15 protein-coding genes and 1 pseudogene are annotated in these 23,142 nt (G+C 65.8%); 2 read left to right on the forward strand and 14 right to left on the reverse strand.

Features of this window, described 5'->3' with window-relative positions:
- The 14 genes and pseudogenes from IE170_RS32315 to IE170_RS00730 form a co-directional block, all read right to left on the reverse strand.
- Positions 1 to 811 (reverse strand): annotated as a pseudogene (locus IE170_RS32315) (hypothetical protein); the annotation flags it as partial.
- Between the two features lie 165 nt (positions 812 to 976).
- Positions 977 to 5,023, reverse strand: a complete 4,047-nt coding sequence (locus IE170_RS00670; RefSeq protein WP_189807311.1) for a type IV secretory system conjugative DNA transfer family protein — start codon at positions 5,021 to 5,023, stop codon at positions 977 to 979.
- Positions 5,024 to 5,159: 136 nt separating this feature from the next.
- The gene (locus tag IE170_RS00675; protein WP_189807312.1) at positions 5,160 to 7,217 is read right to left on the reverse strand and encodes a coiled-coil domain-containing protein; all 2,058 of its coding nucleotides are present in this window, start codon (positions 7,215 to 7,217) and stop codon (positions 5,160 to 5,162) included.
- A 140-nt stretch (positions 7,218 to 7,357) separates the two neighbouring features.
- The gene (locus tag IE170_RS00680) at positions 7,358 to 9,112 is read right to left on the reverse strand and encodes an AAA family ATPase (protein ID WP_229884534.1); all 1,755 of its coding nucleotides are present in this window, start codon (positions 9,110 to 9,112) and stop codon (positions 7,358 to 7,360) included.
- A 309-nt stretch (positions 9,113 to 9,421) separates the two neighbouring features.
- Positions 9,422 to 12,001 (reverse strand): relaxase MobL, encoded by a 2,580-nt coding sequence (gene mobL, locus IE170_RS00685; protein WP_223856615.1) that lies wholly within the window; start codon positions 11,999 to 12,001, stop codon positions 9,422 to 9,424.
- Between the two features lie 95 nt (positions 12,002 to 12,096).
- A complete protein-coding gene (locus tag IE170_RS00690; RefSeq protein ID WP_189807314.1) occupies positions 12,097 to 13,131 on the reverse strand; it encodes a hypothetical protein in 1,035 nt (344 codons plus the stop codon).
- On the reverse strand, positions 13,131 to 13,655 hold the full coding sequence (locus IE170_RS00695; protein ID WP_189807315.1) for a hypothetical protein: 525 nt from the start codon (positions 13,653 to 13,655) through the stop codon (positions 13,131 to 13,133). The genes IE170_RS00690 and IE170_RS00695 overlap by 1 nt, the downstream gene beginning before the upstream one ends.
- Positions 13,656 to 13,718: 63 nt before the next feature.
- Positions 13,719 to 14,429, reverse strand: a complete 711-nt coding sequence (locus tag IE170_RS00700; RefSeq protein ID WP_189807316.1) for a hypothetical protein — start codon at positions 14,427 to 14,429, stop codon at positions 13,719 to 13,721.
- Complete coding sequence (locus IE170_RS00705) at positions 14,426 to 15,214, reverse strand: hypothetical protein (RefSeq protein WP_189807317.1); 789 nt, start codon at positions 15,212 to 15,214, stop codon at positions 14,426 to 14,428. The genes IE170_RS00700 and IE170_RS00705 overlap by 4 nt, the downstream gene beginning before the upstream one ends.
- A 74-nt stretch (positions 15,215 to 15,288) precedes the next feature.
- Positions 15,289 to 15,990 carry a hypothetical protein gene (locus IE170_RS00710; protein WP_189807318.1) on the reverse strand — a complete coding sequence of 234 codons (702 nt, stop codon included), beginning with the start codon at positions 15,988 to 15,990 and terminating at the stop codon, positions 15,289 to 15,291.
- Positions 15,987 to 16,970, reverse strand: coding sequence for a hypothetical protein (locus tag IE170_RS00715; RefSeq protein WP_189807319.1), 984 nt, complete (start codon positions 16,968 to 16,970; stop codon positions 15,987 to 15,989). The genes IE170_RS00710 and IE170_RS00715 overlap by 4 nt, the downstream gene beginning before the upstream one ends.
- A 193-nt stretch (positions 16,971 to 17,163) precedes the next feature.
- Positions 17,164 to 19,044 carry a phage tail tip lysozyme gene (locus IE170_RS00720; protein ID WP_189807320.1) on the reverse strand — a complete coding sequence of 627 codons (1,881 nt, stop codon included), beginning with the start codon at positions 19,042 to 19,044 and terminating at the stop codon, positions 17,164 to 17,166.
- A gap of 558 nt (positions 19,045 to 19,602) precedes the next feature.
- Positions 19,603 to 20,907, reverse strand: a complete 1,305-nt coding sequence (locus IE170_RS00725) for a hypothetical protein (protein WP_189807321.1) — start codon at positions 20,905 to 20,907, stop codon at positions 19,603 to 19,605.
- Positions 20,908 to 21,045: 138 nt separating this feature from the next.
- Positions 21,046 to 21,438, reverse strand: a complete 393-nt coding sequence (locus IE170_RS00730; RefSeq protein WP_189807322.1) for a hypothetical protein — start codon at positions 21,436 to 21,438, stop codon at positions 21,046 to 21,048.
- Positions 21,439 to 21,881: 443 nt separating this feature from the next.
- On the opposite strand from IE170_RS00730, the gene IE170_RS00735 reads away from it, so the two are divergent.
- Positions 21,882 to 22,397: a helix-turn-helix domain-containing protein gene (locus IE170_RS00735; protein ID WP_189807323.1), complete on the forward strand. Its 516-nt coding sequence runs from the start codon at positions 21,882 to 21,884 to the stop codon at positions 22,395 to 22,397.
- Positions 22,398 to 22,692: 295 nt separating this feature from the next.
- Entirely contained in the window at positions 22,693 to 22,854 is a 162-nt protein-coding gene (locus tag IE170_RS00740) for a hypothetical protein (protein WP_189807324.1), read from the forward strand.
- The last annotated feature ends 288 nt before the right edge of the window (positions 22,855 to 23,142 follow it).

Genomic DNA, 23,142 nt, shown 5'->3' on the forward strand with positions numbered 1-23,142 from the left:
TGCCGGTCCCGGCGATCTTCGCCTTGATCTGACCTGGCTCGCGGTCGCGCATCACCGCGTAGGACACGCCCTGGGCCTTCAGCTCTTCGAGCAGTGCTGCCGAGCGCGCCACGGCGCGCCGGGACATGAAGCGGTTGCCGTCGACGCGGTTCGTCTGCGGGTTCCGGCCGCCGTCGATGACCCACTCGCGCACCTGGTCGTACTCCTGCCGGCTCATCTTGTCCATGAGCGCGGTGAGTCCCGTGGCGTCGTCGATCGTCATCGCGCGGCCTGCCTGGAACGGCCGGCCGTTGTCGTCGATGCCCCAGAGCACCATGTTTCCGCGCCGCGGGTCGGCCAGGGCCTCCACCTCGCCGCCGGCCACGCGTCCGATCGTCTCGTCCGGCAGGTACAGCAGCGCGGTTCCGGCGCGCTTCACCGTCGCGCGTTCGGACCAGGCGGGGTCATAGGGGCTGATCGGCAGCCGGGCCGACTGTGAGTCGACCTGGGCACCGACACCGGTGACGCGGGTGAACTCCCGCTGCAACTGCTGGTAGCGCTCGTTCCGGGGGGAATGATCACCGAACTGCGGCTCGTAGTCGGACACCTTCTCCGCGAACGCCTGGTCGATGGCGGAGAGGCAGTCCGCGATGCCCAGCCGGGGGTCGGCCAGTGCGGTGCCCCGCCGGCCGAGGATCTCGTCGACTCGGGCGCGGATCGCCTTGGCCTGCGAGATCGGAATGACCTGTCCGGCCTGCACCCGGGCCTGCTCGACTGCCTTGTAGTAGACGTACTCGTAGAAGTACTTCCGCAGTCCGCGCGCCTTCTTCATAGTCAATCAGCTTCCTGTGGATGCTCCGGGTTGCATAGAGCTTACATCGTCTATTGAAAGAGAGTCGGAAGCTATTCGAAAGGTCAGTGTCGAGGCTGTCTGTCTTGGGTGAGAGATGGCCTCGGCGCCGGCTGTGATCCTTGTCCGGCCCCAAGCGGCCGCCGACTACTTCGAGTTCATCTCGATGGCCATCGCCCTGTCGAACCGGCCGTCGGCCAGCACCTCCCAACTCGGCAGCGAGGCCAGGTACTGGTAGAAGGCCGAGTGGACCCTCACGGTCACCAGCGACTTCAGGTCCTCCTCGGTGACGTCCTCCTCCGCGAACACCCGCGAGTCCTCGTCCTTCACGTGGCCGTTGATCAGGCGGGCGGCCTTGGCGTACGCGTCCGAGCGGATCTGGCTGACGTAGGTCTGAGACCCGTCGGCGCTGCGCAGTTCGCCGTCGCCGCCGACCGAGAAGTGCTCGCGATCCTGTTCCAACTCGGTCTGCGCGGACTTGTAAGCCTCAGCGATCTCGATGTCCAGGCTTTTGACCTTTGCCGAGCCGTCGGGATTGACCAGCATCTCCTTGCTGATCGTCCCCTCCGCATAGAGCAGACGCCGCCGCTCGACGCTGACCGCCTGACTCTCGGCGACTGCGACACCGACCTCGACGTTCTCGATGAACTGGTCCTCGTCGAACATGCTCATCCCCTCGTACTCGTCGGGGTCGACGACCACCGGAGCGTTGGGGTCATGCCCCTCGTCCACCGTGGTCATCGTCGTGATGACCTCCATGACTTCGTCGGCGTAGACGTCCGGGTCCAGGCGCTCGATGTCGACCTCCCGGTAGCCGTAGATCTCCTTGTACTGCGCCTTCGCGTCCGCGGCCTTGACCGCCTGCCGCATGCGCTTCTCCAGCATCTTCACGAAGTCCGGCTGATTCATCCGCACGTCGAAGTCCATGGCACTGGACAGCGTCGGGATCGTCTGGAGTGAGTACGTGTGCCCCGGGTGCTTGATCGTGTCCCTCAGCAGCCGGACCGACATCGGCAGGATCGTCTGGTTGCGGTTCCAGATCGGCGCATCGCCGGCCCGGAAGACGATCGAGTTGCGCGGCGAGAGGAAGGCCATGTCGTTGTAGCTGATCAGCGGCTCTTCCTTGGTGCTCATCGTGTAGGAGACCCGGCCCTCGGTCTTGCCGCCGATGACCTTGTCGAGATCCTGGCTGATCTGCTTGCTGTCCCTGTACGAGCGGTGAGTCCTGCCGCTCATCTTCTCCAGCGTCTCGATCATCGAGTCGTCCGTGGATTTCAAGAAGACGATGTTCGAGGTGTTGCCCTGCACGATCTTGTCGACGCTCTCGCCGTAGACGTCGCGCAGTTGCTGCAGGGTCTGCAGGATGAGCGTGAACTGCTGCTCCTGGCCCAGGCCGATGGAGAGCATCGTCGCGAAGCCGTCGATGCCCTTGCCCTCCGACTGCAGGTTGCCGAGCTCGTCGAGCATGAACCGCGTGCGGTAGAGCGGCTTCTGGTTCGACTTCGTCATGTACGACTGGTCGGCGCTCACGTCGAACAGCTGCTTGACCAGAATCAGGATCAGTTTCGCGTACTTCATCAGGTGAGGCGGAGTCACCAGGAACAGCGCCTTCGGGGACTCCGAGTAGCGAGACAGTTTCTGCGTGATCGCCCGTGCCTGATACGAGACCTTCTCCGGGTTGCCGCCGCCGGAGAAGTCGAGCCGCGTGTCCGGGTAGAGCGTGTCCCCGGCCTGGAAGGACAGGATCTTCCCGTCCCGAGTGCCGCCCTCACGCACCGGCTTCAGCTCGCGCATCACGCCGTTCTTCACGATCTTCTTGCCCGTCACCGGCTCGACCACGTAGTGCCGGCCATTGAGCGAGACCTGGTGGGTCTTCGTGAAGCTGAAGTAGAAGGTGCGCAGCAGCATCTTCGTCTGGGGGTTGACCAGCTCCAGCTTGAGCCAGGTTTCGGCGCCGGGGAACTTGCCCTTGAAGTTGTACCGGGCCCAACCTTCGCGGCCGACGATCTCCTCGTGCTCGAAGTCCTCGCCGAGGTTCTCGGTGAACATCGGGTCCGCGTAGGCGGACCACACGGCCTGTTGACCGACGAGGTGGTCGCGCTTGACGTAGTTCGGCGCGAAGCGCACGCCGAGGCGACGCGGGAAGCTCAGTCCGGCCAGGTCGGTGTTCTGCGACGGCTTGCCCGAGGTCAGCGTCGAGATCGTGGGGTCGGTGAAGAACGACATGGCGGTGATCGCGATGCCGTACACAGAGGCGAGCATCTTCTCTGCGCCGGCCATCGAGCGCAGCGCGTTGTGGGCGTTGCCCACCATCGTGCGCATGTTGTTGCGGGGCAGCGCTTCGCTCGCGTTGAAGTACAGGCTGAGCATGTCCTGATCGGCCTTGCCTTCCCACATGAAGGCCCGGGCCGCAGCCTTCGCCTGCTCCTCGGCCAGGGCGTCCGTGTCGTTGTCGAACTCGCCTGCCTTGACCCGCTTTTCCAGTTCGGCCTCAGGGTTCCTGACCTTCTTTGAGCTCATCTGCACGAAGAGCTGGTAGCAGTTGTAGAGCGTGACCTTGCCCCAGAGGTCATCGAGCTTCTGCTCGAGCAGCACCGGGTCCATGTTCAGCACGGCTGCGGCGCTGCGCAGCTCCCGTTCCTCTTCCAGGTAGAAGTCGATGAGTCCGTAGGCCGCGCGCTTGAAGGCGTTGTTGGCGGCATTGGGCCAGACCGGGTCCTCGCCGCCGTCGAGCGGAAAGAAGATCCCGGCGATGTTCTCCACATACAGTGCGCACTTGGTGAAGTTGCCTTCACGCGCTGCGTCGGCCGCCAGCCCCAGGGGGTTGTAGATGTCGGTCTTCATGGAGTTGATCAGGTTGAACTGCACCGGCTCGAACCCCCGGGTGACCAGGGGCACGTAGTTCTTCACCAGCAGCTCGCCCTTGGGGTCGTTGATGACCATGTTCGAGGGCTTCTTCTCTCGCGACCACATGTCGATGACCGGCTCGATGTACGTCTGGCCCTTACCGGCTCGGGTGATGGCCAGCACCATGGTGTTCACCGGCGCGGTATCGACTATGTACGCCCCGGCAGGGCGCTGGACCTCGTACTCCGGGAAGGTCCAGTCCTCCTTGATCAGGGCGGCGACGGTCTTGTACGTGTTCGATCCGAAGCCGAGTTTGTCCCGGTTCTTGCCGTCAGGGTTGTACGGGATGCGTGTGGCGTCGTACTTCTGTCGCAGGGTCTTGTCAGCGGGGAGGCCGGAAGCCTCGAACAGCTCGTCGCCGAAGACTTCGTCGATGATCGGCAGGGTCTGCGTCAGCGGACTGCCTTCGTCGTCGTCCATGACCTCGCCGGCGTAATAGACGAGGTTCCCCTCCTCATCGGTGACGTCCTCCTTGGCGCGCTGGGCGACCTCGACGGTGCCCAGACCCTTCTGCCTGAGCATCATGTGGCTGAGCATCGAGCTGACCTGCACGCTCGAGTGAGCACCGGCGTCAGGGAACCAGTCGTAGTTCTGCTGGATCTCTTCCGGCAGGGCGATGTGCTGGTCGTTCTGGTACTGGTTGATGTCGCTCGTGGTGTTCATCAGGTTCGCCGCGGCGACCCTCCGCGAGAACCACGTGCCGATGACCAGGGCGACCATCAGACCCGAGCCGAGCGTGATGAAAAGCTTGAACCCCGAGACGTCGGCCAGCTGCTCTTCGACCGTCGTCGTGCTCTTCTCGGGCTCAGCCGGCCTGCCGGCGCCGAGCTTGCCGTCCTTCCCCGCGGTGTACCAGGCGGGGACCGGAACAGCCTCAGCGCTGGGGTGACACTTCGCCTTCACGTCCGGGTTGCCGTCCCGGGTCAGGGGTCGGTAACACTTCACGACCGAGCCGCCCGCACCCGTCATGGTGTCCTGAACGTAGTACGCACTCGGCTTGCCGCTGCCGCTGCCGGACACACCCGAGCCCGCGAACACGCCCGCCGACAGCACCGCCGCGGCGACGAGCGAGTAGAACACCCAGGCAACGACCGTCACCAGCACTCCGGCAATCACCGCGACGACGATGCCCGGTCTGGTCGACCTCAGGGTCAGGAACTTGCTGCGGTCCAACTGCTGGCTGTCGTGCACGTCTCGGTTCGTCAGCGTCTCGCCGGGCTTCCGCGCCGAGATCTTGTCCCAGCTGCTCGCCTTCGGCCGTGCCGCCTTCCGTCTGTTCGTGGCCATCGTGATTCCTTACTCTCGAGCCTCGCCCATCCCGCTGTCCCGCTGTCCGTTGCGCCCGGCTGCGCAGACGGCGACGGCGCATGGGGAACGCGCCCCGTGCGCCGTCAGATCACCCCGTCGGTCATGACCGGATCGCTCAACGGATGAAGACCACCCCGACGATGAAGCCGGCCACACCCATCAGGAGCGAGAGCGTGACGATCATGACGACGAGGATCTTGTTCGAGCGGCTCTGCATCTCGGAAGCCCGCGCCAGCTCGTTGGCGTAGGCCTCCTTGTCGGCCTGCATCTCCGTCAGGCGGGCTTCGTACCGCCTGGCCGCTGACTCCTCGACCGTCGTCAGCTGCTTGAGCAGGTCGGTGACCCGCGTCGCCTGGAAGTTGGTCTTCTCCTTCTCCAGGTTGAGGTTGTGCTGCCACTCGGCGTCCCGAGTCGCCATCTGCGTGATGGCGTCCTTGCGGTTGCGCTCGAGCTCGTCCTCCATTCGGCGGATCCGGTCGGCGTGCTCAGAGCGCATCGATTCCAGGAGGTCCTGCTGTTCCCGGCGCAGGACGCCGATCTCGTCCGTGGTCCGCTGGTGCTCGGCCAGCGCCTCGGACTGGGCGATGTCCGCCTTGCGGTTGGCGTCGACGATTCGCTGGATCTCGGACTTCCACCGGCTCAGGCGCTCTTCCTCGGCCGCCAGGTACTCCGACTGCCGCTCGGCCAGCACCTCGAATATCCGCGTCTGCCCGGTCTGCATCTTCAGCGTTGCGTCCGACCGCCGGACCCGCAGGATCTCCTGCTGGTTGTGCGCGTGGGTGTCCTCGATGTCCCGGTCGATCTGGGCGACGGAGTCAATCTGCTCGCGCTCCATCCGCGAGCGGTTGCGCTCCTTGTACTGCAGCTCCGCCGAAAGCGCCGCCTGCTGCGCCACCTTGGCGGCCTGCGCCTCGTACTCCTTGGCGATCTCCGCCCGGCGGGCTCGGGCCTTTTCCTCCCTCTCTGCCTGCCGCTGCTGGTGCTCGGCCTCGGCCGCGTCCTTCAGCAGCTTGTACCGGGAGCCCTCGCGGTCGGTGGCCACCGCACGGATGACCTGCTCGGTGTGCGCCGACATGAGGTTGACGTAGAGCGCACGCAGCTCAACCTCGTGCGCGGAACGGAGCTGCATCAAGTCCGCGTTGGCTTGCCGGTTGAGCTGGGCGACCTGGTCCCCGAGCCACTCGGTCGCTCCCTCGGGCACGGCGATCTGTACGACCGGTGCGCCGATGGTGAAGGTCGCGTTGAACTCGTCAAGCCGGACGTCCAAGTCCAGCTCCTCGGAGAGGAACCGGCGGGCGATGACGTCGCGTACCTGGGCCTGATCCGCCAGCAGCACGGCGTCGCCGGCTTCCTGGTGGTCGCCTTCGATGTCGTAGCCGGCGTCGGTCTCGTCGAAGCCCTCGTAGCCGGTCACCTCGTCGCCGTCGTAGTCCGGCTCCGACTCGACCGAAACGGTGTCCACGTCGTCCCCGTCGAACACGGTTGCGTCCACCCGTTCATCGTCGTCGACGACGTCGCTGAAACGCGGCTCGTCGTCCAGGCCCTCGTCAGCCCCCTCGTCACCGGGGATCTCATCGAAGATCGCATCCCCCTCGTCCTCATCGAGGAGCGCCGGGGAGGGGTCGGCGGTCCCAGCCTCGGCGACCAGGCCGCTGTGTTCTTCCCACGCCTTCTTACCCACGGCTTCTTCGAGGGTCGTGACACCTGCGGCGACGAAGCGCGCCTGTGCGAAGGTCGCATCGTTCACCAGATCGACGAGCAGATCGCCGCCGGGCTTCTGCCACACGACGGCCCAGGCGTAGGCGGCACCGGTGAGCAGCGAGTACTCCTCCATGCGCGCGAGAGTCTCGTCGGTGGGGATGATGCCGAAGACTTCCTCTTCGAGCATCTCTGCCGTGGCCACCGTGCGGATCTGGTCGGAGCTGATGAGCTCGATGATCGAGCCCTTCGCCTCGTCCCGGCCGTGCCGCGCACTCAAGCCGCCGATCTCCTCGGCAGCAAGCACGAGCATCACCCAGGCCGTGCCGCTGGGAAAGACGAACGGAGTGTTCGACCGCAGCAACTCGACCGCTGCCGGGATCGCCGTCTCTCTCACCACGGAGGCAAGAAGCTCATTGGGCTTCTTCTTCCGTTCCTTCTTCTGGCGGACTGCCGCCGCTCCTAGGATGCCCATTGATGCCGATCTCCTCGCCAAAAGAACACAGTCCGCCTGGTTTACGAGCATCCTATCGTCGCCTTGTCGAAGTAAGCAACTATAGGGCTTCAAAGGGCTATCGACTCGTTAGTCGACTAGGCCCGCCAGCCTTCACCGACTCATCGCACCGCGCTGACCTCGATGTAGGCATCGGAACTCAGCAGGTGCTTGTCGTCGCTGACCAAGTCGCCGACGACGTCGATGCGGATCCGTCGCTCTGAGGGGTGCTCGTTGAGGAAGGTCGCCACCGCGGTGGTGACCTCGTCGGTCAGCCTCGCCACGGCCGCACGCGCGCCGCCGGCATCGGAGTCGGTGTCACCCTTGTCCTCGATGAGGTACTGCAGCACCCTCGCATCGACGTCGATCCGCACGTTGTGCTTGACGAACACCTCCTGCACCATCTGCCGAAGTTTCTTCCGCACGATCTTCTGCTGCGTCGGCAGCGACAGCGGCTGGAAGGGTACGATCGCGTCGATGCGGCCCAGCAGCTCGGGCGGGAACCGGTTGTCGCCTGTCGTCGAGGAGATGGAGCGGCGGATCAGCTTCTCGTACTCCATCAGCTGTTTGCCCGAGCCGGTGTCGTCGGCGGCGTACTGCGAGATGCTCTTGTAGATCTCCGTGCCGGCGTTCGTCGTCAGAACGATGTACGTGTTGAGGAAGCTCACTTCGCGGTTGTTGTCGTCGTTGAGCCGGCCGTCGTCGAGCACCTGTAGCAGCACGCGCGTGACCATCGCCGAGGCCTTCTCGACCTCGTCGAACAGCAGCACGGCGTGGGAGAGGTCCCACACCCGCTTGGTGAGTTCGGAGCGGAAGGCCGCGAATGACGAGTCCTCGGCGTACTCCGTCATGTCGAAACGGATCAGGTGCCGCTGGTCATCGCCGAACAGCAGCTTCGCCAGCTGCTTGGTGAGTTCGGTCTTGCCGACGCCGGTGGAGCCCGTGAACAGCAGGCTCGCCATTGGCTTTCCCTTGTCGTTGAGGTCCGCCACCGCCAGCTGTAGGCGACGCGCCACCGCGCTGGTCGCCCATTCCTGGCTGAACACCTTCTCGTCCAGCTGCTTCTTGATCTTCGCGCCGTCGACCTTGAAGGCCACGTTCACGTTCAGGGTCTCCATGAGCACGTCCGAGAGCAGGTCCCGGTCCATCGGCCGGTGCGTCAGGCGGAACCAGCCGACCATGGAGTCGAGCACGAGGATCGACTTGCGAGGTTGAGCGCTGGCCGGCATGTAGCGCTGGGTGTACTCGTAGATCTGCCGGAAGATGTGGTCGTCGTAGAACTCGTCAGCCACCCCATATCGTTCGGCCATGCCCTGCAGAATCTTGATGGTCGTCGACTGGTCGGGCGGGTTCAGGTTGATGCGTTGCAGTCGCTCGACGAGCGGCTGGTTCGGCGAGATGTGCTTGTGGAACTCCTCGTAGGTTGTCGCTGCGATGATCCTGATGCCGCGGGTTCCCGATGCGGCGAGGACCGGCTTGATCGCCTCGACGGCGGCGTCGGAGAGCTGAGCGACCTGATGGAACTCGTCGATGAAGAGGACCAGTTCGTGCTTCTCGTTTCTGACGAAGTCCTCGGCCTCGTCGAAGAAGCCCTTGAGGATCGCGGCCATGTTCTCGGCGGTGCCCGCCTCGGAGATCATGCGCGCTGGGTCCACTTCCAGGTAGAGGCGGTCCTTGTCCACCACCATCGTGGCCTGGACCAGGGCCGTCTTGCCTGTGCCGGCCTCGGCCAACAGGAGCGCGTTGCACAGCTCGGGACGGCGCAGCGAGGCCAACAGCTGTGTCGTCTCGTGCTCGCGGCCGACGATGTCGCGCTCGGCCTTCTTCAGCGGCTCCGACAGCTTGGACAGGAGCCGGTAGCGCTCGTTGAGCTGCACCTGTTGAAACATGCCACACAAGACCTCTCGACAGGACTGACGATTCGACTGCTAAATCAGTCGAAATCTATCATGAGCCGCATTCGATAGGGCGCTTAATAGGTGTCGAGAAGGGGTCGCGAGGGCATTCAGAGGTGGGTCTTGGAAGGCGGCCGCGCGATCAGTGACCGACATCTCGTAGTCGTAGGTCGTGCTGGGGGTTTCGGTGGTGCGAGCTGGCCGGCAGGCAGCCGCCCCCGCGTAGCCGAAAGGCCCCTGGATGTCATTCCAGGGGCCTTTCGAGGGCTTGACTCGGCCTCCCCCTTGGTCTCAGCCGACCGTCGGCTGGTCGACCTCGGCCTCGGCGGCCTGCTCCCGCTCGGTCTCGGGAGCCGAAGTCTGAGCCCGTGACTCCTTGGCCTCCGCCTCGCGGGCTGCACGCATGGAGGCCAACCCGCGGTCCAGCGTTCTGCTGTCGACCACGAACTCGGAGGCCTCGACGGACTCGTAGATGGTGCCGATCTGGTTGCCGTCCTTGTCCAGGATCGGCTCGGTGTTCGGCCCCGCGGCCTCGGCGATCTCCTCCATCTGACTGGTGGAGTACGGGGCGCCGTTGTTGTTGCGGACCTTGCCGTCCTCGCCCTGAACCCGATCGGACTTCAGATGCAGGTTCGTCTGCTTCATCTCGGCGTCTGCTGTGGTCACAGCCTGATCGACTCGGGCCTGGACCCGCACGACCAGGCCGGCGTCCAGCGAGGAAGCCTTGGACCGCCGCATCCCCTCGGCTTGCTCGCGCCCGGCGCGCAGCTCCGCGATTCGGGAACGCAACATGAGCGAGCCGGATCGCCGGCCCGTCTGCTGGGACGTCAGCTCCCGGGACACCCGTGTCATCGCCGCGACATCGTTCACCGGCAGATCGGCAATTGCCTCTGCCTGACCGGACTGGTCCAGGTAGTCCATCGCCGCCAGCAGCAGCCGTCGGCGATCCCTGGCCGTCTCGACGAAGGCCCGGTGTGCGCGCGCTCCGATGACGACGTCGGTGACGAAGTCGTAGCCCAGGTGATGCAGATCCAAGCCTTTGACCTCGTCGAAGTCATACGCGGTACCGACGACGACCTTGAAGTCCGTGCTGACCGCGTCCGTCTCCGTACTCGCCCGGTCCTCGGCGCCCGACCCCACGCGCAGCACCAGGCCGGAGGAAGCGAGATCGGCCTGGAGGCCGTGCAACTTCCGGTCATAGGACTGCTTCATCGTCCTGATGCGCGCGTCCAGCACCGCCCGGCCGCGCGTGCCCTCGGTCAGGAGCCTGCCGCCGGGCTGACCGTAGATCGTCCGGCCCAGATTCTCGGCCTCCTCGGAGTCTTTCATCCGCTGCAGAGAGGCATCCGCGCGCAGGGCCATGAGCGAGAGCAGCCGCCGGCCGTGAGCCGCCACGTCCTGCTGCTGCTCGTGCCATGCGCCCGCACCGCCGACAAAGGGCAGGAAGTGCCGGTACTTGCTCATCAGCCTCCAGTGGTAGGCCTCCTCGAAGCGGTAGAAGTCGTAGAGCGGGCGCGAATCCTCGGCGGCCACACCGGCCTTCTCGGCCCGTTCCCACTGGTGGGTGAGATCGCGGTAGACCCCGGCCTTCTCCCGGTGATGCCGTAGACGTGAGGCGTAGCTGCGCAGCCGGAAACCGAAGGAGACCAGATCGGCTTCCGTGTTCTGGTGGTCGCCCCGACGATCTGCAGCCAGCGCCGCCATCTGCTGGTAGTCCATCCCCATGACTTCGAGCATCGGCGTGCGCACCCGCAGTTCCGACTCCGGTATGGCCCGAAGCATCTGGTAGATGCCGTTGACGGCGCGCTCCGTGATCTGCGTACGTCCCTGCTCGACCAGCTTCTGCCACTCCTCCGTGCTCAGAGACTCCTTTGCGCGGCGCTCGTTGGCGTAGTCGACGATGCGCTCCATGGCCGCGGGCATCGGGGACCCAGCACGTTCGAGCTGGTCCTTCACGAGCTCGGTCACCAGCTGGTTCGCCTTGCGCATGCGAGCGTCGTCCGAGCCGGCGCGCCAAAGCGTTCGGTCCCCAGGCAGGCAGGCGACCACAAACTGCGGCAGGGACTCGGCACGGATTCGCTCGTGCGCCCACCGCTTGATGAAGGTGGTGACGTTGCGCCGCTCGTAGCCGACGGCGCTGGAGAGGTGAGCGACCGCCTGTTTCTCGTGGAGCCAGGTATCGACGCCGCGGCGGAGCCGGGACTTGTGCCGGTCCAGTAGCTTGCCGCGCTGTGTGCCGTTCTTCGTCACCTGGCCCCGGCCGCCGTCGACCATGGCCAGGTGGCAGTGCACGTGCTCGGTGTCGACCTGGATGACCCCCACGTACCGCAGGTCGTCGAAGCCGCTGGTGCCAGAGCCCATCCGCTCCAGGCCGTACATGATCGCCATGCGCAGCTTCATCTGATCGATGTGGCCGCGGTAGTCACCGCGGGCTTCGCAGCGGAAGTCGACGTCGATGATCTTTTGCTTCCGCAGGTACTCCTCGTCGAAGGACAGCACGGTCTTCAACACGGTGTGCCCCGAATCGAAGTAGTGTTGGATGTCCTTGCCGGCCGCCTTGAGCTGTTCGTCCGAGAGCGAGACCGAGCCGTAGCCGAAGGCCACGCCGCCGTGGCCTTGCGCCTGGCGCATCTCGTGCTTCGTCGCACCCCGTGAGATGCCGACGCGCTCGACGGCGGACTCCCGCGCCATGTAGCGCAGGATGAAGTCGTCGGTGCGCAGACGCTGGATCGGAGCCAGGGACTCCGTCGCCTGCGCGCGGGCCATGTACCGGGTGATGTAGTCGCCCGGCGTCGCGCCGCGCGATCCCTTGCCGTCGGGCAGCGGCACGCTGAACTCATTCACGATCACGATGTCCTGCTTCAGGCCCATCGTCGCTCTCCTTCCTGTCTCGCCACCGATGCACCACGGGCCCCGGCTGCTGTCAGCCGGCTCCACGGGCCGCGCGCGTCATGCCTGATCCGCCCTCAGGAGCCCAAGCTCTGCTCGTCGTCAACGCCGAAGTCCAGATCGGCCGCACGCCGGGCCACTTGGAGCTTGCGCTCGTCCAGGCTCGGGACGGGCTTGGCCCCATGTCGGCGTGCCTCCTCCTCCCGGTCGGGATCGAGGTTCAGGTCGCGTTGCGCCTCACGGGTCGGGACCGAGGAAGCGGACGGCACCCCCTGCTCCTCGGCCTTGTGCAGTGGTGTAGCCACGCGCTCCCGGTAGAGGTTCTCCATGGTGCCCTCGGTGCTCGCACGCTCGGTCTTGTACTGCTCCCGTTCGGCGGCGATCTCCGCCTCGATCTGCCGCAAGCGTGCGTTCATGCCGTCAGCCACCGGCGCTGCCTCGGGCGCGGGAGCTCCGACGACCTGCTTGATCTCGGTGTCCAGGCCCAGCTCGTCCTCGGTGAACAGCGGGTTGATCGCGTCCGAGCGCGACTTCAGCCCACGTGCGTCGGCTACGGCCTCGGCCCGCGGGACGCCGTTCTTGGAGTGGTCGGCGAAGTAGCCGGCGAGGTCGTAGCCGCTGGACTCGAGATCGATCTCCAAGCCCCCGATGCCGTGGATCTGGGTGAAGACCACGGGCACATCGCCTTCGGCCTGCACCTCCGACGGAGCGAGGATGAGCACGTCCGCCGTGGCCGGCAGCTCCCACTCGATCCCGGTGACCTGCTCGGGCACGGTGAAGCCACTCGTGAAGTATCCCTTGCCGGCCAGCACCACCAGCTGCTGGTCGTCGAACTCGTAGAAGGCGTCCACCCTCTCGCCCTGGCCGGGGGAGTAGGTCACCTGGGATATACCGAACGGCAGTGCCTCCGCAGGGGTGACCGAGCGCAGCTCGCCCGTCATGTGCAGATACGGACGGTAGTTTTCCTCCCGGCCCCGATGCTTGAGGTCGAGCGATTCGACCATGACGCCGAGCTCGACGACCACGCCCTCCAGCCGGTACGTCTCCACTCCTCGTTCACGCAGGACACGGTGGGCCCATACGTCGTTCATCGTCAGTCCTGCGGTACGCATCAGTTGCTCCTCTTGCGGTTGGCCCTGCTCTGGTGGGCGGTCCTGGTCGTGGACTCCGGTGTGACGTGGGTCCCGGGCACGTCGCCCCGGGCGTTCTGGATCTTCGCGATCATCCGTGTTGCCCAGCGCCACATGCCGCGCATCACGACGATCTCGCCCGCGACGAGCAGTGCGACCAGGAAGAGGAGCGGCACCAGCCACATGGCGATGGTTCCATCCGCGCTGAGCGCAACCCGGGATGCGCCCGACTGCTGGTGCAGCCATGCGCCCAGCAGCGGGATGATGACCACGGCCGTGATGCATGCCAGCAGGTAGTCGGCGAGAAGGACGACGGCCCGGAAGAACCCCGCCCACACCACGACGGAGACCCCACCGGCCTGATTCCTCGGAGCCAGGCGCCGCCATCCGGTGTGCGGCTTCGGAGCCTTGGGCTCCTTCTCAGGCTTGGACGTGGTCTTCCTCGCCGCCGAGGCCGTGCTCGTCGGGACAGTCGTCTCGGTCTTCTCCAGGGCCTGAGTCGACATCTTCGTGTCCTTACGTCTCGTAGAGGTCTTCTGGGGTGCGTGCCGAAACGGTGGGTGCTTCGCTCACCGTTTCGGCTTGGGGGAGGACTGTTCCCCGCCGGCCCCGACGAGGGCGTCGCGGGTCTTGCCGGAGGCCCGATAGGCGTCCAGCGATGTCGCCGTGCCGTCCTGAGAGGTGGAGTAAGTGAGGACCACGAACTCGCTCTTGGCGGCGCTGCTCTTGTCCGGTCCAACGCGGACCGGATCGAGACGGGCCACCCCCGTGTAGGAGTAGTTCAGGCCCTGCACTCGACTCACATGCACGTCAAGATCGGCAAGCGCGTACGTCGTCCCAGCGCCCTTCGCGGCTCCGGTCGCAGTCATCCACTCCGGCACGAACTCAGTCAGTACCCGGGACTTGTGGTCGAGGAAGCCGTAGCGCGCGTCGAGCAGCGCCTGCTGCTCCTTGACGGTCCGGCTCGACGCCGAGCTGTCCGTGAGGCCGAGCAGAAGGGACCGGCCCGTCGTCCTGTCACGGTTCACCCGCTCGATGTCCACGCCCGGCAACCGGGCCAGCAGCGCCGTGTGCCGTGCTGCGAGCTCGGTCCGGGCGTCGCTGAGGTCGACTTCGAGCTTCTGAAGGACCGCGTTGTCCTGGATGTCCGACACCGCCGGACCGTCGCTGAGCAGGCCGGCTCCGAGTGTGACCACCGAGAGCGCGAGCAGCGCCCCGGTGCCGCCGAGCAGGATCCTCCCGGCGTGCAGGCGCAACTTGTCGTCGATCTCCTCCTTCACGCTGCCCTCACCTCCTGCTCCAGAGCCTTGCCCGTGACCGTCGTTCCGGTCCGGATGTTCACGAATGCGTTGCGGACCAGGTCGTAGTCGGCGCGGGCCCAGGCCAGCACCGCCGGCTTTTCGCCCGCCGCGGTCCTGGTCTCCGTCGCCAGCCAGGTCACCGCGATGGTGCCGTCGTCGTTGACCAGGTAAGGCACCTGGCCGGCCCACTCGAAGCCCGAGTCGAAGCTCATGGGGATCCCGACGCCGGCTGGTACGTCCTTGTCGCCGGCGAGCAGGTACCACGGACCCAGGTCTTCCCGGTGTACCGAGGGGGCAAAGTAGGGGATGAGATTGCGCAGCGTCGACTGAGACGTCGCCGCGTCGAGCTTGCCGCCGTCTGCCGCCACCTTGGGCGTCAGGTAGCGGTAGTCGTTCTGCAGCTTCGCGACGTGACCAGCCGCCTTCAGGGCCGCGGTCAGACCACGCTCGGCGTCGTCGGCCTTCGGTAGCGCCGCGGTCTTCGCCTCGGTGATCCTGAGCTGCTCCCGCAGAGAGGACACCTCCGGTACAGCCGTACCGCGCACCGCGCTCTGGCCGTCGGGTATTCCTGCGGAGAGCAGGAAGCACAGCAGTGCGCCGACACCCATGCTCAGACCGGCCGCAAGGGTGCGCTTGCGCAGGCTGCCCGCGGGCTCCATGCGCTCAGGAGTGTCCCCGTCCTCCTGCGAGGACCTGGGCGTCGCGACGAAGCGCGTCTTGCGTACCGCGGACCCGCCCGACTCATCGGTTTGTGTCGACGCCATCGCTCCTCAACTCGCTGTTCCACTCGAATACCAGTCCGACTCTATCAGTGAGACGAGTCGAAAGGGGGTGTGAGTCATTTGGAATGGCGAGTCTCGCCGCTCGCCGGCACGCCGGAGAGGTTCGCGACCTTGCCCTGGGCGTCGACCGTGACGAAGAGGAGGGCGCGCCGGTACGCCGTGACGCTGGCTTTGCTCGCCTTGTTCTGGGACATCGCGTCGGAGGTGACCTCGACGTCGGCAAGGACGGCGTAGGTGTAGACGCCCGCCTTGGCGTCGATGACCTCCACGTACGGATCCGCGCCGAGGGCCGAGTTCAAACCAACCGCGTCGATGTAGTGGTAACGCCGCCCTTGGGAATCCTCGTTGAACCTCGACGGGGGCATGAACGACTTCAGGAACATCTCGTTCTCGGTGAGGTCGAACCGACTCTTCAGCCTCTCGCGCGCAGCCTCGTAGCTCTGCCCCGAGTCCCACGTGAAGACCATCGAGAGCAGCGACTTGATGCGCTCACGGTCGGTGCTCAGCCGACTCCGGCTGACACCCAGGGCCGCCATCACGTCCGCGTTCACCTGCTCGGCGTCACTCTTCCGGACTGCCGCCAGATGTCCCTCGATCTCGTTGATCCGGGCTTCCTGCTCAACCAGGGCCGCGTGCCGACTGCTCCAGGTCACTCCGCCAACCGTCGCGACCACCGTGAGGACCGCTGCCGTCCCCAGGGTCGAGAGGTTGCGCCGGAAGAATCCCCGTCGCGCGGGTGCTGCCGTCTGCTCCGTCATCGCTTCCCGCCCGCCTCCTGTGTGCCGATGCCGCTGAGTTCGGGTACTCCGGACCCGGCCGGCATCCTGACCGCCGGGTTCTCGTGCGGAGCCCCGGCGGCGGTTACCACGAGGGCCAAGTGGTCGAAGGCCCCCGCCGTGCCATTGCGTACGTAACGCGCGCTCGCCCAGGCGAGCACCTCGCCGCTCGTCGTGTCCCGGCACAGCCAGATGACCCTTGCCTGGTTCGTCGCGCCGGAACCGCCCTTCACGCTCAGATCGGGCATCACCGTCTCGACCTTCCATGCGTACGTGCTCGGGGCAGCCGCCTTGTCGCCGTCGTAGCGGATGTACCAGGCGTGGCGCGGATCGATCTCGGTGGTCGCGTCGAACGGCGTCAGCGACGACGTGCTGTACGCCTCGTTGTCGCTGACGAGGAAGGAGTCCTTGCCGAACAGCGGCGCCAAGTGCCTTCGGTGCTCGATGATTTGCAGCGTGGCCTGGTTCGGAGCCCCGTTCTTCGGGCTGGGCTGGACATCGGCCTGGTGGTACAACTCGGCGAAGGTCTGCTCACCCGCCGCGACCTTCTCCGCGTCGGCGGCTGCCGCCTCGGCGAGCTTTGACAACTGCGCGCCGACGTCCGCCTTCGCGGGCTTGGACTGGGCATCGTCCAACTGTTGCGTGAGCTGGAGGATCCGGGCCTCGTTGTCCGCCGTGGTCGTCTTGAAGCTCTCGCCGGTCACGCCCGCAGTGATGGCCAGGGCGAGGATCCCGGCACTCATCACCGCGGTGACGCCGCGACGGAGCAGGCGCGCGTTGTCCGCCCCGGCGCGGGCCTGGCCCTTCTCCCGCCGGCGCATCATCCAGCCCGCGAAGCGCTCTTCGAGCTCGACTCCGGTGACCTTCGTGTGCGTCTTCGATACCGCGGGCTTCTCCCCGGGCATCGACTCGCTCTCCTGTTCAGGTCCGACGCCCTCGGACTCGTCAGGGCTTGTCGTCACGGAACGCTCCTCACTCCGTGTTGTTTTCATAAACGACCGAAGCCTATACGAAAAGCCATTCAGAGCCGAGTGTGAATCCATTCAGTGAGAGCGTCGAAGGTGGAACCGGCGCGCGGACCTGACTCGGACACGAAGAAGCCGGTGCCCGGATCGCCGAGCACCGGCGTCTTCCTTCCAGGTCAGATGCTGCGCATCAGGCCGTTTTGATCTTGTCGGGGGTGAGCATCGCATCCGACATGTCCACGAACTTCCAGCCCTCGGCGGCCATCCGCGCCGCGCTGTCGACGCGGACCCGGCCCATGTAGGCGCAGTAGCCGGCCTCACCGAGGATGACCTTGTCCCCCTGGACGCCGAGCACCACGAGGGTGTGGCCGACGGAAGTGGATCCCGGCCCGGACCCGACCGAGTAGGGGACGGGGGTCGACTGCATCGTCTTGCCGGTCTCCCTCGCGATCGTGTAGGCCGTCTCCTTGCCATCGCCGACCGGGTAGGCCTGGAACGTCGTGTATTTGTTCACGAAGTAGGTGGAGAAGCTCACACAGTTCATCGCGTGGTTGTCGCCGCAGGAACCGGGGCCGCCGCCCGGACCGTACCGGTCGTCGAGGAACTTGTCGCCCTCCTTGTTGAAGAGGTCGACGAGGGCCTGGGCCTCCTCTTGCGTCATCCCGCCGTCCTTCGGCGAGATGGAACCGCCGGCCGTGGAGGCGCAGTTTCCCAGGATCGTGTTGATCGCGTTCGATATGTTGTCGATGATCCCGCCGACGATGTCCTCGACGCCACCGACGATCGAGCCGTCGACCGACCAGCCGCTCATCTTGCCGAACCACATCTCGGCGTTGTCGCCTCGTACAGCGAGCCCGGCCGCGCCGTCGGCGGAGCGCTCCCAGTTCTCGTGGAAGTGCAGCGCCGCCGCACGCGGCGAGCCCTGCGACTTCCTGAGCATGTCCTTGAAGACCGCAACGTCGCCCGGGTTGTCACCATCGACCATGAACGCCAACTGGGCCTTGATCGTGAACCAGTCGACGCCCTTGCGCTGCGCGTACTGGCGCAGCAGCGTGTTGCGGCCGAACGTCCACTGCCCAAGGCCGATACCGTTGTTCGTGTTCTGCGCGGCGTCGGCCTTCGCGGCGGTCATGGCATACGTCCCCGTCGGAAAGTTCTGCACACTCGTCGGGTCGATACCGGACTCCTGTGACCAGTTCCCGAGGATGCCCGCGATGTTCTCCTTCGGCATCCCCCACGTGCTGAGTACCGAGTAGATCTCCTTGGCGTTCTTCTCCACGTTCGCCGGGACTGTGGCACCGGAACCGGTGCCGACGTTGTCCGCGTTGACGACGCACGCCGCCCTGTTCGCGTTGATGCTGCCCTCGGTCAACGCCGTCGAGTTGAGGACACCGGTCAGGGCCGTGCCCAGCAGGGCCACGGTGGCGGTCATCGCGACCGCACCCGACAGCGTTGCCGCTACAGGGGCCATCGTCGCAGTGACGGTGATGCCCAGGACCGCGCCGGCCCCCTTGGCCAGGAAGCCGCCGATCGCAATGAAGGGTGCGGCGATCGCATGGCCAACCGCCTTGAGGATGTTGACGAAGAGGGTCCACAGCAGCTTCCCGGCGTTGACGGCCATCGCCATGGCTGCGAAGAACATGGACTTGAGCCAGTTCAGTAAGGCCATGGCCATGACCAGGCCCATGGCCGGCGGAGCAGCAGACGCACCACCGCCGATGGCGACGCCCTTGGCCGCCTTCGCGCCCAGGCCCTCGTCTTCCTTCGTCGCACCGCGCTCGTAGCCCGTTCCGCCGACACCCAGCTTGCGCTGGTCGGCCGGCTTGGCGTCCGGGCTGCCGCCGGTGGCCTTGGACACGCCTTTGACCGTGTCCTGGGCACCCTCAACAGCGAGGTTCTTCGCTGCGCCAACGGCGGCTCCCGGGAGCCCGCCGGCCTGTGCGCCGGCCACGGCACCGGAGACAGCAGCTCCCGCGTAACGCCCGACGTTACGACGGGTCGCGTTGCTACCGTCGCCTTCGATCGCTTTCTGGGTCGCGCCTCCGGCCAGGTTCCCGGCGACGCCGTTCATACCCTGCTTGATCGTCGCCCCGGCGTTCGCGGCCCCGGCTGTCTTGCCTGCGTTGTCCGCACTGTCCGGTACCTTCGACCCGGCTTCCGCCATCTCCGGTCGCGCGGGGTTCGCCGTGCCGGAGGGGTCAGAAGGACCGGAAGGACGAGAAGGACCGGAAGGAACGGGAGGGCCGGAAGGAACGGGAGGGCCGGGAGGGCCGGGAGGGCCGGAAGGACGGGAAGGACGGGAAGCACGTGGTGAAGGACGGGAAGGGCCGGAAGGATCAGCTTCCCGCCCCGGGAGCTGCTTGGGCACGGCGGTCTTGCCCTCAGGAGGCTTCTCGATGGCCTCCTTTCGGGTGGGCGCCGCCTTCATCCTGCTGTGCCGGCGCAGGGGCGCCGCCGAATCGAGGCTCTTGGTCCCGCGACCCTGCCGGGGCATCCCCTGACTCGCCGACGCGTCCGGCTGGTCCTTCGTCGTCCCCGTCTCGGAGCTCCGATTCGGCTGGTCGGCGGCCATGCTGGGTTCCTTTCCGGCTCAATCCAGGTAGCAGGATCCGACACTTCTTCGCCGCACTCACTGGAGCGTGGTGAGGAAGTCTTTGTCGTCGCGAACGGTGCTGTTGGACTGCACGTCCCGCAGACTCACGTCCAGTCGGAGCAGTTCGAGTGAGAGGTCCGACTGGTACTTGGACTTGTTCACTGCGTAGGTTTGATACGCATGTGAAAGGTTGTTCATGATGTTCATGAGCGGGCGCATCGTCACGTCAGAGGACTGGTAGTCCTTGGTGAGGCTGGTGCCATCCGAGAGAATCCACTGCATGTCCGAGATCTGCTGAATCGTCGGATCCGACCCCTCGTCACGCTTCTTGGTGAACAACTGGGCGTAGCTCTGTCCGGCCGGCACCAGGGCGTCCAGGTAGCCGTCGTAGACGTTGCCTGTTCGCCAGTTGAGGTCGAAGCCGCCGGGGGCGACGTGCCTGGTCTGCAGCGCCAGCGTCGAGACACCGTCCTTCGCCTCGGCTGCGGAGATCCCCGTGATCTTGTCGGTGGCGATCGAGGCCGGAACGGTCGGCGGACGCAGGAACAAGCCGTCGATCTTCGTCGTCTGCAGGTCGGACGTATAAGACCGAATCTGCGTCAGATTCGCGCGCATCTCGACGAGCTTCTGGTCCAGGGCCTTTCTGGCCTCGTTCTCCTTCTTCTTGAGTGCGACCCAGTAGTAGGCCTGCGCGGGATCGAAGGTCGGAGCGTCGAGCGCCGCGATCTTCTGGACCCCGGACGCACCGGGGTTGAAGAAGACCCGCCATTGGTCGTACTTGGTGAAAGTCTCGTCACCGGCCAGCTTGCCGCTGCTCTGCTTCGGCTGGGCTCCGGGCGCGGTGAGTTCGGCATTCGCACGGACCGTCAGGTTCAACACCTGGCGGTCGAAGGGCCGGTCGGCGTTCAGGAGGACCCCGATGTAGCCGGTCGAGCCGAAGGCGTAGAGGGATCCCTTGATCCCTCTGGTGCTGACCGGCTCGCTGTTGAGTGAGGTGTCCGACCCGAGCAGGAACGCCCTGTAGTCCGCGGCGTTGTACGAGATCTGAGCGGTCGGGTCGAAGTGCATCATCACGAGCGCCTTGTTGCCGCGCTCGTTGGTGTAGACCCCGTCCACGGTGCCGCCGAGATTCGTCTTCGACGTCTTGAAGTCGCTGGTGTACAGCGCCGTCTGTGACAGCGAGTCACGTCCCGCCTGGTATGCAGAGATCCCTGATGCGCTGATCGCGATCGCACCCGTGACCGCGAAGATGCCGAAGAACACCCCAAAACGCTCGATCGCGTGGTGCGAGTCAAGCTTGAACTTCCTGCTGAAGCCCAGTGCCTTGTTCCTGATCCCCATCTTCTGCTCTCTTTCGCGCCTGCACCGTGCTGCGAGCCCGGGTACGGCGAACCGGGTCGGAAGAGGCCTCGCGCCTCAACCGACCCGGTTCGCTCGATGGCTCTGTCACCGTCCGTGTGCGCAGTCCGTGACGGCCCCTTACTTGGAAGGGCCGCTCAGGAATCCGGTGACCTGGTCGAAGGTCCGCGCGATCACCGTGCCGCCGCCGAGATCCGTAATGGTCTGCTGGCCGCCGGAGCCGATCGTCGAGATCAGCGTCCAGCCGCCGGTGCTCAGAGCTCCGCCGACGAGAACGAGGAGCGCGATCGTGCCCCAGCCCTGCTGTTGGCCGGCGGACTGCGGGTTGGCCATCAGCTTCTTGATCAGGAGCACGCCGCCCCAGACCAGGCCGACAACGCCGAGCAGCATGAGTACAGAACCTCCCCAGAGCTGGACCTGGGACTTGGCGTTCTGCAGGAAGCTGGTCAGGTCCCAGGCGGCGCTCGGCAGGGGTGCCTGCATGAGGACGGCTGCCCCGTCGGTCTTCGGCATACTTCTTTCCTCTCGCCTTTCGATTCATTCAGTGGTGTGACATCGAGTCGCAGGGCAACAAGCGCTGACTACCTACCGTGGCAGGTAGCGACAAGGACTGAGTAGGCCGCTGGCATCCATCGACTCCTCTTGCTGGCTCGTATACGTGTGCATCCTGAGTAGTTAACTTACACCATTCGAATCGTCGATCGTAAGGGTGCGCTAGATGTATCGATAGACAGTCGAAAGAGCCTCGGAGACGAGGCGAATCGACGTGGCGGTGCGGGGGCGTGGAGGTGGCGCGCGGCCGTTGACGTGCAGCGGGAGGCTGTGGAATCCGCAGTTCGGGATGTGTAAGGTGCTGCTCCAGCAGTGCCGCGACGTCGGCCTGCTCGATTCAGAGGTGGGGCGCCCCCGCCCGCCCCCCGTCGATCGCGATCTTGACCAGGAAGTGTCAAACCGCCATGAACCCACTGCCCGGTGACCTTTTCGCCCGTCGGCTTCGTCAAGAGCGCGAACGCCTCGGCATCAGCCAGGCAGAGCTGGCGCGCCGTATGGCAGCACTGCTCGGCGCGAACGTCGACGCCACTGCCATCACGCGCATCGAGCAGCAGACCCGTGCGGTCAGGCTCGATGAGGCGGTCACCGCTGCCGAGGCTCTCGGGGTTCCGCTGATCACACTGGTCAGCGACAACTACGCCCGGGATAACGAGGCTGAGATCCAGAAACAGCTCGCCGAGCTCGCCATCGCCGAGCAGGAGCGAGAGAGGCTGCTGCAGAAGATCCACCGGATCACCCGGACCATCCGGCAACTCTCCGCCGAGCGGGAGGCCTTCGTCTCCCACGCGCTGAGCGTCAACCCTGAAACCGCCGGCGACCACGAGCTCGACCCGGAGACCCAGGCCGCTCTCGATGCCCGGATGCGTGACGTCCGCAACAAGCCGGCCGGAGAAGGCCCAGGCCCAGGCCCAAGTGCATGACGCTGTGCGGGCGGCCCGGTTGCACTTCCGGTCGCAGATGTTCACCGTCCCGGTTTCCGTCACCGGCCGGCCTGCATGATCTCCTCGGTGCTCGCGTCGTTCCGCCGTATCCGGGTGACATGACCAGCCCGGTCGTGTGGATCCGTGCGTCGAGGGGCACATCGTCCTGGTCGGCCTTCGGTCGGCCACGGGCCCGTGCATCCGTCGGCGGATGTAGCTCCAGGCCGTGCGGCTGCACGGCCGCAGTGTCCCAAATCACCAGGACAGTCGGACAGTTCGGAATAGGATCGCAGGCATGGGATTTGACTGGGAAAACATACTCGGCACAAGCGGGAACGGTCTCGACGAGGCATACGACAGGGCGGTCTCCTCGGTCGTCTACGGCGAGACCTCGGAGGACGACCACCCGCCACTCCCGATCGGCGAAGAGTTCGACAACACGGATGGCCTGCGCTGACCTGAGGGCGCACGCAGAGACTGCCCGATGAGCCGGGGTTGCTTGTGGGGCTGGGTCCGCTCTGGCGGGCAATGGGGATCAGAGGCTTCTGCCCCGTAATGCACCGGTGGTCAAGCGTGCCATCGGGAACCTCGCCTCGCGGTGTCCGGATGGGCGCGGCACGGGTGGCGAGAAGTCGCGCTCGGACGGCCCGGCGTCCGTCGCCGGCTTCTTCAGCGGGAGCTGAGCCGGCCGGGGAATCGCGGGTCAGGCCGGCACAGCGGAAGTGACTTCGGCTTTCCGTTCGGC

Origin of the sequence: Streptomyces toxytricini (assembly GCF_014649915.1) — a bacterium.
Lineage (GTDB): Bacteria > Actinomycetota > Actinomycetes > Streptomycetales > Streptomycetaceae > Streptomyces > Streptomyces toxytricini.

Coding starts and splice junctions, on each gene's coding strand:
- IE170_RS00670 (WP_189807311.1), bottom strand. CDS start 5,023: ATGGCCACGAACAGACGGAAGGCGGCACGGCCGAAGGCGAGCAGCTGG.
- IE170_RS00675 (WP_189807312.1), bottom strand. CDS start 7,217: ATGGGCATCCTAGGAGCGGCGGCAGTCCGCCAGAAGAAGGAACGGAAG.
- mobL (WP_223856615.1), bottom strand. CDS start 12,001: ATGGGCCTGAAGCAGGACATCGTGATCGTGAATGAGTTCAGCGTGCCG.
- IE170_RS00690 (WP_189807314.1), bottom strand. CDS start 13,131: ATGCGTACCGCAGGACTGACGATGAACGACGTATGGGCCCACCGTGTC.
- IE170_RS00695 (WP_189807315.1), bottom strand. CDS start 13,655: ATGTCGACTCAGGCCCTGGAGAAGACCGAGACGACTGTCCCGACGAGC.
- IE170_RS00705 (WP_189807317.1), bottom strand. CDS start 15,214: ATGGCGTCGACACAAACCGATGAGTCGGGCGGGTCCGCGGTACGCAAG.
- IE170_RS00710 (WP_189807318.1), bottom strand. CDS start 15,990: ATGACGGAGCAGACGGCAGCACCCGCGCGACGGGGATTCTTCCGGCGC.
- IE170_RS00720 (WP_189807320.1), bottom strand. CDS start 19,044: ATGAACGGCGTCGCCGGGAACCTGGCCGGAGGCGCGACCCAGAAAGCG.
- IE170_RS00725 (WP_189807321.1), bottom strand. CDS start 20,907: ATGGGGATCAGGAACAAGGCACTGGGCTTCAGCAGGAAGTTCAAGCTT.
- IE170_RS00730 (WP_189807322.1), bottom strand. CDS start 21,438: ATGCCGAAGACCGACGGGGCAGCCGTCCTCATGCAGGCACCCCTGCCG.
- IE170_RS00735 (WP_189807323.1), top strand. CDS start 21,882: ATGAACCCACTGCCCGGTGACCTTTTCGCCCGTCGGCTTCGTCAAGAG.
- IE170_RS00740 (WP_189807324.1), top strand. CDS start 22,693: ATGGGATTTGACTGGGAAAACATACTCGGCACAAGCGGGAACGGTCTC.